The following is a 12,517-nucleotide window of genomic DNA, read 5'->3' as shown; positions in this document are numbered from 1 at the left end:
ACTACCCTGGCCGATAGGCAAAAGGGTGTCATGCAATATCAATTTACAAACGCCAGAACAGCTCATGCCGGCGTACCGCCTTGCGGAAAAACTCGTTCTCGCCATAAGGCGAACCGGCGCGACCGGCCAGCATACGCTGCAGGACCCGGCGCAGGCGGCGCTTGAACGGCGCTCGCGGCTGCAGGTCGTGCATCATGCCCAGGGCCATCGCCTTGTCGCGTTGCTGTTCGATCGACAGCGGCAAGCTGCAGGGCCTGAGCACCTGGGCCGGATCGAACACCGGCGGCAGAGCGATGCCCGTCCCCGAATCGCCCATCGGCCAGCGGTCGTTGTCATGCAAGTGGTTGGCATAACCAAGCAAGGTGGTCGGCTGCCACTCCAGCCCCTGCAACGCTTCCAATACCGCCTGCTGGGCGCAGATATGGTCCGGGTGCGGGTCAAGGGTCGGGTGCGGCAGCACTATCACCTCGGGGCGGGCCTGGAGCAACAGCGCCCGCAGGTCGGCCAAGAGATTGTTCCAGGTCGGCGCGCCATCGGCATCCGCCGGCAAGGGGAACGGATTGAACTGGCGGAACAGGCGGATATCCGACAGCTCGGCCTCGCGGGATGCCACAGGCCGATTCGGCGCCGCCTGCATGGCCGACAATTGCAGGCAGAAATACCCCAGCTGCACACAACGCGCCTCGGCAACCCCGGCCCAGCGCGGCACCGCGATGCTGTCCCAGGCCCGCAGCCGGCCCTTGATCCGCGCCGCATCGGCGCCGTTCATGCCCATCTGCCGGTAATACTCGGCCTCGATCTCGCCCGCGGTCAGCGTGACGATCCAGGTTTCGTCGGCCTGGCTGTACAGGCCGAAGGCGGCCAGCTCGGCATCGTCGGCGTGAGGGGCGATGACCATCACCCGCTGGTGGCGATAGTCCGGCTCACGGAACACCGACAACAGCGGCTCGCCCTGCACCCGGCAGAAACGCCCGCGCAGTTGCAGCTCGCCGCTGGCCAGAGGCCGCGCCAGCCCGCTGAGATTGAGGTAACGCAAGCCGTTCACGCCGCGTTCGAACGTCTGCCGATCCTGCCCCGCCAAGGAGACGCAAGGATCGAAAAAGCGCCCCAGCCAGGTGCTGCTGACCTTTATCGCGAGGATCAGGGTTTCATCCCCCGCCAGGTCGATCGCCTGGTCCAGCACCAGCCGCTGCTTGTCCAGATGGACCTTGGGCTGCTCGGTGCCGAACGGAAAGCTGTACTGATAATCGTCCCGGGGCGAATAAAACAGATGGTCGGCGAACCAGGCCTCATGGGCCATCCAGGCCAGCACTGCGAGCAGCAGCGGCAACCACCAGGCCACCAGCACACCGACGGCCACCAACAGCAGCAGGCCGATCAACAGGCCCAGGCGCTTCTGCCGGCGATGGCGCTTGAGCAACTGTTGCTTGCGACTCGGTGGCTGATTCATACAGTGAACACCGGAACAGGGTTGCACCAGCGATCCTTGTACTCGCGATCGGCGCGACCGAAGGAGAAACGCAGCGGCTTGTCGATAGCCCGCGCCTGTTCCCAGGCACTTTGCGTATTGAGGAAACTCAACACGCTGCCGGGACTGAACTCACGGGTTTCAGGATCGACGCCACCGTTGATGTATTCGACGCTGATCCACTCTGGCGCTTCGACCCGGTACACCAGTTGAATGGCGATGGGCGCATCGTTGAGGAAAATCACCGAACCGATCAGCAACTCGCGCAGCAACTCGATGACTTCGGCCATGCGCTCGGCACCGGTGGCCGGGAAACCCCAGCGCCGCTGGAACAGATCGCAGTAGATGGCCGCCAGCTCCTGGCTGGAGAACTCGCTGACCGGACGCACCACACCGCCCGCCTCTTCCAGCAGACGCAATTCGCGGCGCTGGTTGTAGCGAAACTTCTTCGATAGCTCTTCAGGCGTGCGGGCCATGGCCAGCTGTTCGGCCTGGAGCTTGAGGGCGCTGAATCGGCCCTGGTTCAAGGCCGACAGATAACGGCCACGATGGCGCAGCGGGGCCTGAGTCTCAGGCGCGGCCGGCAGGATCAGCTCGGCGTTGCCCAGATCGAACAGGCCTTTCTTGCCACGACGCTTGAGCACGTCCTTGGACAACGCCAGGTCGCGCCCCCAGGTCGGTATCGCCGCCTGCAGTTCGCCGGCTTGTTCCCAGGCCAGGTAGCGGACCGGAATGCCTGCCAGGTTCGCCAGGCGCTCCACCACCAGCGGATGGGTAGCAACGCTGCCGCCAAAACGCTGCCAGGCGGCGGCATAAGTCGAGGCGTCGACGACCGACCAGCCACGCTCGCGCCAGCCTTGGAATCGATTGAGCATCAGGGCCTCGCGGTCAGATCGGTAACTTGCGGCAGACGCCAGAAGGCATCGCGTACGGCGCGGTCGGAGAATCGCTCGCGCAGGCGCTCGAACATCAGCTCGGCGCACAGCAGGCGCTGGTTCTCGTCCATCCCGGCCAGGTGTTGCAGGCCCTGGGCCATATGTTCGGCATCGCCCAGCGGAAACAGGATGCCGACGCCTTCCACCACTTCCTTGGCCCCGCCACACGCCGTCGCCAGCAGCGGCACGCCAGCGGCCATGGCCTCCAGCAGCACCATGCCGAATGGCTCGTGATCGGAACTCAGGGCAAAAGCATCGAAAGCACGGAAGTAACGCCGGGCTTCTGTGACCTGGCCGAGGAACAGCACGCGGTCGGCAATGCCCAGCTCGCGGGAAAGGTCCTTGAGGTTCTGCTCCAGGCGCCCGCTGCCGAGAATCGCCAACTGGCTTTCCCGAGGCAGCCCCGGCAATGCCGCGGCAAACCCGCGCAACAGGGTGGCCTGGTCCTTGTCCGGGTGCAGACGCCCGACATTACCGACGATCCAGGCGGAAGACGACAGCCCCAGCTCCCGGCGCGCTTCGGCCTTGGGCAGCTGGGTAGCCTGCAAGGCTTCGACGTCGATGCGGTTGTACAGCGTCTGGATCCGCGCCGCCGGCCACTGCGGCAAGCAGCCGCGCATGTCGTCACGCACCGCGTCGGACACGCCGAGCAGGCTCAAACGCTTGCGGAACAGGTTGGCAAACAGACGGCGACTGCCGCGCTGGTAATCGCCAAACGCGTGATGCACGCCGATCACCGGCAACGAAGTGCCCAGCAACGCGATGTAGATCGGCTTGAAACGGTGGGCGATGCAGAAGCTGAAATTGCGCGACGCGGCGATTTTGCGCAGATCGCGGATCGCCCCCAGCTTCAGGCCACGAATGGCCTTGGAGCTGTATTCCATGAACAGCACTTCGTCGCTGGCACAGCCATCGGCCACCTCGGCATCGGCGACCCCGGTGAGGAACACCGTGGTCACGCGATAGCCGCTGCCCGCGAACAGGCTGGCGTATTGCCGGGCACAGTCCAGGAACGGCCCGTCATAGCCGTGGCAGAACTGCAGGACGCGGCGCTCAGCCGAGCGTGTCATAAGGATCCACGCCGTCTTTGACCACCAGGATGTCTTCCATGATCAGGTACTGCAGATCGGAGCCGAAGAACATGTTCAGGGCGTCGGTCGGCGAGCAGATCATCGGCTCGCCACGGCGGTTGAGCGAGGTGTTCAGCGACACGCCGTTGCCGGTCAGGACTTCCAGGGCCTTCATCATGTCGTAGTAGCGCGGGTTGTATTCGCGCTTGAGCACCTGGGCCCGGGAAGTGCCGTCTTCATGGACCACTTCCGGCACGCGGGTCTTCCACTCTTCCGCCACTTCGAAGGTGAAGGTCATGAACGGCGCCGGATGATCGACCTTGATCATCTGCGGGCCGACGGTGTCGAGCATCGACGGGCAGAAAGGCCTCCAGCGCTCGCGGAACTTGATCTGCTCGTTGATACGGTCGGCCACGCCGGTAGCGCTCGGGCAACCGATGATCGAACGACCGCCCAAGGCGCGCGGGCCGAACTCCATGCGGCCCTGGAACCAGGCCACCGGATTGCCGTCGACCATGATCTTGGCGATACGCTCCGGGGTGTTATCGATCTGGCGCCAGGCCGGCTTGTTCGGGTGCCGGGCACAGGCAGCGATCACGTCTTCGTTGCTGTAGGACGGGCCGAGATAGACGTGTTCCATCTTCTCCACCGGCACGCCGCGAGCGTGGGAAACATAGGCCGCGGCACCGACCGCGGTACCGGCGTCGCCGGACGCCGGCTGCACGAACAGCTCTTTGACTTCCGGACGGGCGATGATCTTCTGGTTCAGCTTGACGTTCAGCGCACAGCCGCCGGCGAAGGCCAGCTTGCCGGTTTCCTTGAGGATGTCGCCCAGGTAGTGGTCGATCATCTGCAGCGCCAGCTTCTCGAACAGCGCCTGCATGCTGGCCGCGTAGTGGATGTACGGCTCGTCGGCGATATCGCCTTCGCGCTTCGGGCCCAGCCACTCGATCAGCTTCGGCGAGAAGTAGAAACCCTTGCCCTTCTCTTTATAGCGACGCAGGCCGATGACGTTGGCGTAATCGGTGTTGATCACCAGTTCGCCGTTTTCAAAGCTGGCCAGACGGGAGAAGTCGTACTTGCTGGCATCGCCGTACGGCGCCATGCCCATGACCTTGAACTCGCCGTCGAGCATTTCGAAGCCGAGGAACTCGGTGATCGCGCCATACAGGCCGCCCAGGGAGTCCGGATCGTAGAATTCCTTGATCTTGTGGATCTTGCCGTTTTCGCCGTAGCCGAAGAAGGTCGTGGCGTACTCGCCCTTGCCGTCGATCCCGAGGATCGCGGTTTTCTCCTTGAAGCCGGAGCAGTGGTAGGCGCTGGAAGCGTGGGCCAGGTGGTGCTCGACCGGCTCGATCTTGATCTTCTTCGGATCGAAGCCCAGTTGCTCGAGGCACCAGACGATCTTGTTGCGATAACGCTTGTAGCGACGGTTGCCCATCAGGATCGCGTCGAGGGCGCGGTCCGGGGCGTACCAGTAACGCTTGGCGTAGTGCCAGCGGGCCTTGCCGAACAGGCTGATCGGCGCGAACGGAATCGCCACCACGTCAACGTCGGAAGGCTTGATGCCGGCCTGTTCCAGACAGAACTTCGCCGATTCGTAGGGCATGCGGTTCTTTGCATGTTTATCGCGTACGAAGCGCTCTTCTTCGGCAGCCGCCACCAGCTTGCCGTCGATATACAGCGCTGCGGAAGGATCATGGCTAAGGGCGCCGGACAGGCCAAGAATCGTCAATGCCACAGGGGTCTAGCCTCTTAAGTCTGCATGCAGGCGACGTGCGCCTGGAATTAATGTGCTCCCCGCCACGGGCGAGAAACAGCTAAAGGGCGGGATTATAGCGTAAACCTGCCGCGGGATGATCCCTGGTGCTGAATCCTGCTTCTGAAGGATCTGTAGCCGCTGCCGCAGGCTGCGATAAGGCCCGAAGGGCCTTCCTGCGATCTCAAGAGCACGACCGCTGCGCGCTCGGTCGCAGCCTGCGGCAGCGGCTACAGGCGTCAGCCCATTTGCTCTTCGGTGGTTTTAGGCAGGCGCTGGTCAATGACCTGATGCAACGCGCTGCTCTGCGGCCAGTTGCGCATGAAGCGCGCGCGGTCGCGGGCGTAGGCCGGGGCGAAGCTGCCGAGGCTGTGGTGCTGGCACATGGAGTCCAGGTCGATCAGCGCCCAGCGGTCCTCTTGCCAGAACAGGTTGTGTCCCTTGAAGTCACCATGACTGATACGTTCGCGGATCAACTCGGCAAACAGCCGGTCCAGCGCCTGCAACTCGGCCTCCGGAGCCGCGCCGCTGTCGATATAGGGCGCGAAGCGTTCGATGATGTCCGGCCCCGCCAGGTACTCAGTCACCAGGTAGGCCCGACTGCGCAGCCAGAGAAAACGCTTCTCCAGCAAGGCCAGCGGCTTGGGCGTGGCAATGCCGAGGAATGCCAGGCGATTGCCCTCCTGCCACGAATGCCAGGCCCGGCTGGGGCGCCAGAAGCGCTTGAGCCAATGGGCAAAACCCTTGATGTTGTAGCGCTTGACCACCAGGGTGCGGCCCGCCACTTCGACCCGGCCGACGCTGGCGGCGCCGCCGGTCTTGTACAGGTGCCCCTGATCCAGCAGCGCGTCGGCCTGCTCCAGCACCGGCAGCATCGCCGCCTCTTCTTCGCGCCGAATCGCCCGCAAGGCGAAGGGGCCACGCAGCACGCTGAACAAGGTGCACTCGCGACCGACCTTGTTGAGAAAATCCTTCAAGCGCCAGCTGCGCACCTTGTCCACCTGCTTCTGCAAGGCCTCCAGCGGCAAGGCATGCTCGGCATTGTTCAGCAGGTAATGCACCAGCAATTCTTCAGTGAAGGGCTCCAGGCCCTTGGGCAACTGGGCGAAAAACACTCCGAGGTTTTCCAGGACCTTCTGCCGGGACAGCGGTTTGCCCGCCTGTTCCACACAGATCCCGGCGCCGTCGATCAAGTACAGCTTGCCCTGATGACGCAGCAGGTTGTCCAGGTGCAGGTCTTCCTGCCAAAGGCCCTTGCCGTGCAATTCGGCGATGGCGGCCAGGGCCTCGGCAAGTACCGCCTGCTGCTCATCGGCCAACGCCGGCAACGACTCCACCTGTTTCCAGGCATCGCCCAGGCTCTCGGAACCTTCCAGGAATTCGAACAACAGCCAGCCGCCCTCGCCTTCCTTCAGGCCGTCGGCCAGCAACAGCGGCGTGGTCATGCCCTGTTCTTCCAGCAAGCGCACGCCTTGCAACTCGCGCTGGAAATGCCGCGCCGCCTTGGCGCCTACCAGCAACTTGGCCAGCACCGGACGCCCGCGCCATACACCGGCGCCGACATATCTCTGCCCTGGCAGCACCCGCAACAGGCTGAGCAACTGCAACGTCGCAGGTCCGGCAGCATCGGCCAGCTCCAGGCTCAACGGCAGGCTTGGCGAGCGGCCGGCCTGTTTGAGTTCGGACAGGCGCATCAGCGAGTCTCCTTGTGGCTGCGGCGGGCACTCAGGCGGTTCAGCCAGGCATCGACCAGCGAGCTGTCCTGGGGCTGATCCAGATAGGTCGCGAGCAAGGCGCGCACATCGCCCTCACTCCAGACCGGGGCGCGACGCAACAGCGGCTCCAGGTCCTTGACCCGGTCACGCTGACCGAACAGCAGCGGACGGGTCTTTTCCAGGTCGATCAATTGCGCCTGGTAACCGTCGCCGGTGGCCCGCAGAAAAATATGCTTGGGATAAAAACAGCCGTGCACCTGGCGCACCGCGTGCAGCTGGCGCGCCAGCAGGCCGCAGGCTCGCAGGATCGCCGCGTGCTGGTCCGGGCTGAGCTGCGCCCACTGCTGCAGCAGCGAGTCCAAGTCGTTCCAGCCGTCCAGCGCCCGGGTCAGCAGGATCGCCCGGGTTTCGCCAGCCACCTTGCGTTCGCCAAAAAAGGCCGCCTGCAGCGCCGGAATGCCCAGCTGCTGATAGCGGCTGATATTGCGAAACTCGCGGGCGAAGCTCGGCTCGCCAAAGGGCCGGTGCAGGGTCCTCGTCAGGTAGTTGCTCTGGCGCTTGAGGTAGTAGCCGTGGCCCTCCAGGTCGAGGCGATACACGCTGCTCCAACCCCCACCGTCGGTGTTGGGCTCGTCCACTGCCTCAAGTTGCTTGGCCCACAACGCGTCGAAGCTGTCGAGGCCGTGGCGCTCCAGCAACGCACGGTCCTGAGCCGCCAGGAAATCGGTCATTCGCGTCCCTCGAAAAATCTCAGCACATGCCGGATGCGGCATTTGTCCGCGGCATTCAGCCGGGTGCGCTGGCGGTACTGCAAATAGAAGCGCAGGCGCTGGGTGGCGGACAAATGATATTTCGCCACCTTATCCAGGCACGCCAGGTCCTTGGTAATCCGGTACTTGAGCCAGAAACCGCGCCAAAAATCGCCATTGGGGCAATCGATCAGGTACAGCCGGGCCTCATCGTCGATCAGCAGGTTGCGCCACTTCAGGTCGTTATGGGTGAAGCGGTGGTCATGCATGATCCGTGTGTAGCGTGCCAGCTGCTGGCTGACCCGGTCCACCCAGGCCCGATCGGCCAGCAGCGGATCGTTGCGCTCGGCCAGGGCCGACAGGTCTTCGGTGCGCGGCAGCTCGCGGGTGATCATCGCCCCACGGTCGTAGGCCAGGCCACGGCGCTCCAGGCCCCAGGCCACCACCTCCGCCGTGGGAATGCCCCACTTGGCGAAACGCTTGAGGTTCTGCCACTCGGACTTGACCCGCGGCTTGCCCAGGTAGCGCCGCAGGTTCTTGCCGGCGCCGGTGTAGCGCTTGACGTAATAGTTGATGCCATTGAGCTCGACACGGATGACCTCCGACAACGGGTCGCGGGTCAGGTGTTCGCCCTTGAGGGCAAAGACCGCATCCAGACTGCCGAAGTCCTGCGCCAGCTCCTGATACCCAGGTTCAAGGTTCCAACCCGCCATCAGAGCGCATCTCCATATCGCTGCTTGCGTGCGTACAGCTTGTTGGCCTTGCCCTCCAGCCAGGTCAGCAGCGCCGCCTCGTCGCTCAGGATCTGCCGCAACGGCTGCTGGAAATAGCCCTTGAGAAAGCGCAGCTTGTCGCGCCGGGTCAGGCCGATATCCAGGGCCGAGAAATACAGCGCCGCCAGGTCCTTGTCGCGCCAGCGCCGGGTGATCGCCGGGCGGGTCTGGGCGCGATGCAGGTCGATCACCGAGAGCTTGAAGTCATCAGGTGTCACCGGCTTGTCGGTGTGCAGCAGGAAGTGGCAGATGTAGCAATCGCGATGGTTGACCCCGGCGCGGTGCATCATGCCGGTCATGCGCGCCACTTCGGCGATCAGCGCGCGCTTGAGCCGGGGCTGCGGCGGTTGCTTGACCCAATCGATGCTGAAGTCTTCGAGGCTGATGGTCGGCGCCAGCTCTTCGGTGACGATGAACGAATGCTGGTTGGCCGGGTTGCTGCCGCGCTCGCCATAGGCCACCGCGGTCATGGTCGGCACGCCGGCTTCCTGCAGGCGCTGGATGGCCTGCCATTCCTGGCCCGCGCCGAGTACCGGCAGCTTGGCGGTGAGCAGGTTCTTGAAGATCTCGCCCCAACCGATACCGCGGTGAATCTTTACGAAGAACCCTTCGCCGGCCACCTCGGTACGCAAGGTACGGCGGGCTTCCAGTTCACGGTAGACCTGGCCGTCCAGACGCTCGACTTCGGCGAACGCATCGCGTCCGGCCCAAAGGGTCTTGAACGGTTCGGCAAGAATCAACTTCATCAGTGCTGCTCCGCCAGAATCACATCCGCAGCGTGCTGCGGCATGCTATAGAGGTCGGCCGTCTCGGCGAACGCCAGGCCGTTACGGCTCCAGGTCGCGCGTGCAGCGTCGTCGGTCAACATGGTGTTCAGGTATTGATTGAGCTGTCCCTGCTCCAATGGCTCGTCCAGCACCAGGCCGCTGTCGGCCTCGTCGATGTAATGGGCATAACCGCAGACCGCGCTGACCAGCACCGGCAAGCCGGCCACCAGCGCTTCCAGCAGCACGGTGCCGGTGTTCTCGTTGTACGCCGGGTGGATCAACAGGTCGGCGCCCAACAGGAAACGCGGGATATCGCTGCGCCCCTTGAGGAACTGCACATGCTCGCCAAGGCCCAATGCGGCGCTCTGCAATTGGAATACTTTGGGGTCGTCCTGGCCAATTACAAATAGCCGGGTGCGTTTCTTCAGTTCCGGCGGCAATGCGGCCACGGCCTTGAGGCTGCGATCCACGCCCTTGGTCTTGAACCCGGAACCGATCTGCACCAGCAGCAAATCATCGTCTTTCAGGGCGAACTCGCGACGGAATTCGGCGCGGATCTCGGCCGCGTTGGCCGGCGCGCGACGGTCCTGGGCGATGCCTGGCGGCAGCAGGTGGAAGCGCTCCACCGGGGTGTCGTAATGTTTGATGAACAGCGGCTGCTGGACCTCGGAAATCATCAGCACTTCGGTCTTCGCGTCCCGGGCGAACACCGCCCGCTCGTATTCGGCGAAGTGCCGGTAGCGGCCCCAACGGCGGTACAGCGAATGGCGCAGGTTCTGCGCCTTGTCTTCGAAGCAGCCATCGGCGGCGTAGTACACGTCCAGCCCGGGCATCTTGTTGAAGCCGATCAGGCGGTCCACCGGACGCTTGGCCAGGTCGGCCTCCATCCAGGCACTGAGTTTCTCGTTACGCCGATGGTTGAAGAACGCCTTGACCGGCGCCACCAGCACTTCGAAACCCGGCGGCACATCGCCTTCCCAGATCAGCGTATAGACGCGGATCTGGTGCCCGCGCTTCTGGCACTCCAGGGCGATGCGCATGAAGTCCCGCTGCAGGCCGCCGAACGGGAAGTATTTATAAAGGACAAAAGCCAATTGCATCAGCGCAGCTCCTCAGCCAGTAACAACCTGCTCAGCCGGCTGGCGACACGCTCAGGATTCAGACGCGTGAAGCACAACGGCCACTCGCGTTTCAGGTCGAACCGCCGCTGATCTTCAGCCGTCGGTTGATAGGTGCATTTTTTCTGCAGGCACGGCGCGCAAGGGAAGTCGCTGGCCATATGGATCTGCGCCTTGCCATAGGCGCCGGTCAGGCCCGGGTTGGTCGGGCCGAACAGGGAAATGGTCGGCACATCCAGCGCCGCGGCGAGATGGCCGAGCCCGGTATCCACTGCAACGCAGGCCTGGGCTTGCGCCAGCACCTTGGCGACACCCGCCAGGTTCAGCTTCGGCAGCACCGTGGCGTTGCTCAGGCCCTTGGCAATACGCTCGGCCCGGGCCTTCTCCGCCGGGTTGCCCCAGGGCAGCTTGACCTCGACACCCAACTGGCCCATGCGCTCGGCCAGCTCGCGCCAGTAGGCTTCCGGCCAGTGCTTGGTGTCCCAGGTGGTGCCGTGCAGGAACACCACGAACGGCTTGGGCCGCGGCAACTCCACCAGTTTCTCGACGCTCAGGCCGTAATCGCCCAGGCCCTGGGGCAAGTCATAACCCAGGGCCACGGCGAACAGCTGGCGTACACGTTCCACGGCATGCTGGCCTCGGGCAACGGCCAGGCGCCGCGAGTAGAAATGGGCCGCCAGGGGCTCGCGCGCGGACTGTTTGTCCAGGCCGGCCACCGGCGCCTTGACGTAACGCGTCAGCCAGGCGCTTTTCAGCAAGCCCTGGGCGTCGATCACCAGATCGTATTTGGTGGCACGCACGCTCTGCTTGAAGCGTCGCCACTCGCCACTCTTGATGGTCTGCCAGATGTTCTTGCGCCAGCGACGAATCGCCACCGGGATCACTTTATCCACAGCCGGGTGCCAGGTCGGGATTTCCGCGAAACCCTCTTCCACCACCCAGTCGAACTTGATCCCCGGGATCGCCCGCGCCGCATCGGTCAGCGCCGGCAGCGCATGGATCACGTCACCCAGGGAGGAGGTCTTGATCAACAGTACCCGCACTTACCGAACCTCGACCGCGGTGCCTTGCAACCGCTGCAAAGCCTGGTCCACCGAGTCGGGCAGCAGCTGGCGCAGGCAGTTGTAATGGCCAAAACGGCAGGTGCGGTCAAAGCATGGGCTGCACTCGATGCCCAGGCGCACGACTTCGACCTGGTCGGCCAGCGGCGGGGTGAAACCCGGCGACGTCGAGCCGTACACCGCCACCAGCGGGCGATTCAGCGCCGCCGCTACGTGCATCAGCCCGGAGTCATTGGACACCACGGAATCGGCGCAGGACAGCAAGTCGATGGCCTCGGCCAGGGAGGTGCCGCCGCAGAGATTGACCGACTCTTCGCGCAGCCCCGGAATCAGCCGGGCGCGAATGTCTTCGCCGACCACGTGATCGTTCTTCGAGCCGAACAGCCAGACCTGCCAGCCCTCGCGGATCTTCAGCTCGGCGACCTTGGCGTAATGCTCGGACGGCCAGCGCTTGGCCTCGCCGAACTCGGCACCCGGACACAGCGCCAGCACCGGGCGATCCAGGGTCAGGCCGAACTTGGCCAGCGCCGCTTCGCGGCTGGCCGGGTCGATCTGCAGGTCGGGACGCGGATACGGCTTGGGCAGCTCGGCGCCCGGCTCGTAAGCCAGCGCCATGAAGCGCTCGATCATCAGCGGATAACGTTCTTTGTCCAGCGTGCGCACGTCGTTGAGCAGGCCGTAGCGGAACTCGCCACGCCAGCCGGTACGTTGCGGGATGCCGGCAAAGAACGGCACCAGCGCCGACTTCAACGAGTTGGGCAGCAGGATGGCCTGGTCGTACTGGCCGGCCAGGGATTTGCCGATGCGCCGGCGGGTCGCCAGTTCCAGCACGCCGTGGCCGAGCGGGAAGCTCAAGGCCCGCCGCACTTGCGGCATGCGCTCCAGGATCGGCCGGCTCCACTCGGGGGCCAGCACGTCGATCTCGCATTGAGGATGGCGCTGTTTCAGGCACTGGAAGAGTGTCTGCGCCATCACCATGTCACCGACCCAACTGGGCCCAACGATCAGAATATTCATGTGGTTTCCAAAAACGAACCGGGGAGGCTTACGCCTCCCCGCCTCGAGAATCCAGCCCTGCGGCATTCACCGCCAGCTCATTGTG

General features: G+C 64.2%; 11 protein-coding genes. All 11 read right to left on the bottom strand.

Annotation, left to right across the window (positions count from 1 at the left end; translation table 11 throughout):
• Positions 1–43: 43 nt before the first annotated feature.
• The 11 genes from ACTJKT_RS14335 to waaF all read right to left on the bottom strand — a co-directional run bounded on the left by ACTJKT_RS14335 (position 44) and on the right by waaF (position 12,432).
• A complete protein-coding gene (locus tag ACTJKT_RS14335; protein WP_440787551.1) occupies positions 44–1,450 on the bottom strand; it encodes a PIG-L deacetylase family protein in 1,407 nt (468 codons plus the stop codon).
• A complete protein-coding gene (locus ACTJKT_RS14330) occupies positions 1,447–2,343 on the bottom strand; it encodes an antimicrobial resistance protein Mig-14 (RefSeq protein ID WP_440787550.1) in 897 nt (298 codons plus the stop codon). The genes ACTJKT_RS14335 and ACTJKT_RS14330 overlap by 4 nt, the downstream gene beginning before the upstream one ends.
• Positions 2,343–3,473: a glycosyltransferase gene (locus ACTJKT_RS14325; RefSeq protein ID WP_440787549.1), complete on the bottom strand. Its 1,131-nt coding sequence runs from the start codon at positions 3,471–3,473 to the stop codon at positions 2,343–2,345. Before ACTJKT_RS14325 ends, ACTJKT_RS14330 begins: the two co-directional genes overlap by 1 nt.
• Entirely contained in the window at positions 3,457–5,214 is a 1,758-nt protein-coding gene (locus tag ACTJKT_RS14320; RefSeq protein ID WP_009041869.1) for a carbamoyltransferase family protein, read from the bottom strand. The genes ACTJKT_RS14325 and ACTJKT_RS14320 overlap by 17 nt, the downstream gene beginning before the upstream one ends.
• A gap of 257 nt (positions 5,215–5,471) precedes the next feature.
• A complete protein-coding gene (locus tag ACTJKT_RS14315) occupies positions 5,472–6,926 on the bottom strand; it encodes a lipopolysaccharide kinase InaA family protein (protein WP_440787548.1) in 1,455 nt (484 codons plus the stop codon).
• On the bottom strand, positions 6,926–7,678 hold the full coding sequence (locus tag ACTJKT_RS14310) for a lipopolysaccharide kinase InaA family protein (RefSeq protein ID WP_016704482.1): 753 nt from the start codon (positions 7,676–7,678) through the stop codon (positions 6,926–6,928). The genes ACTJKT_RS14315 and ACTJKT_RS14310 overlap by 1 nt, the downstream gene beginning before the upstream one ends.
• A complete protein-coding gene (locus ACTJKT_RS14305; RefSeq protein ID WP_063427959.1) occupies positions 7,675–8,409 on the bottom strand; it encodes a lipopolysaccharide kinase InaA family protein in 735 nt (244 codons plus the stop codon). Before ACTJKT_RS14305 ends, ACTJKT_RS14310 begins: the two co-directional genes overlap by 4 nt.
• Positions 8,409–9,215 carry a lipopolysaccharide core heptose(I) kinase RfaP gene (gene rfaP / locus ACTJKT_RS14300; RefSeq protein WP_009046648.1) on the bottom strand — a complete coding sequence of 269 codons (807 nt, stop codon included), beginning with the start codon at positions 9,213–9,215 and terminating at the stop codon, positions 8,409–8,411. Before rfaP ends, ACTJKT_RS14305 begins: the two co-directional genes overlap by 1 nt.
• Positions 9,215–10,336, bottom strand: a complete 1,122-nt coding sequence (locus ACTJKT_RS14295; protein ID WP_440787547.1) for a glycosyltransferase family 4 protein — start codon at positions 10,334–10,336, stop codon at positions 9,215–9,217. The genes rfaP and ACTJKT_RS14295 overlap by 1 nt, the downstream gene beginning before the upstream one ends.
• Positions 10,336–11,397 (bottom strand): lipopolysaccharide heptosyltransferase I, encoded by a 1,062-nt coding sequence (waaC, locus tag ACTJKT_RS14290; protein WP_440787546.1) that lies wholly within the window; start codon positions 11,395–11,397, stop codon positions 10,336–10,338. Before waaC ends, ACTJKT_RS14295 begins: the two co-directional genes overlap by 1 nt.
• Complete coding sequence (gene waaF / locus ACTJKT_RS14285) at positions 11,398–12,432, bottom strand: lipopolysaccharide heptosyltransferase II (RefSeq protein ID WP_440787545.1); 1,035 nt, start codon at positions 12,430–12,432, stop codon at positions 11,398–11,400.
• Between the last annotated feature and the right edge of the window lie 85 nt (positions 12,433–12,517).

Source organism: Pseudomonas sp. 22526, assembly GCF_052044735.1.
GTDB classification, from domain to species: Bacteria; Pseudomonadota; Gammaproteobacteria; order Pseudomonadales; family Pseudomonadaceae; genus Aquipseudomonas; species Aquipseudomonas piscium.
This window is presented reverse-complemented; position numbering and strand designations above follow the sequence as displayed.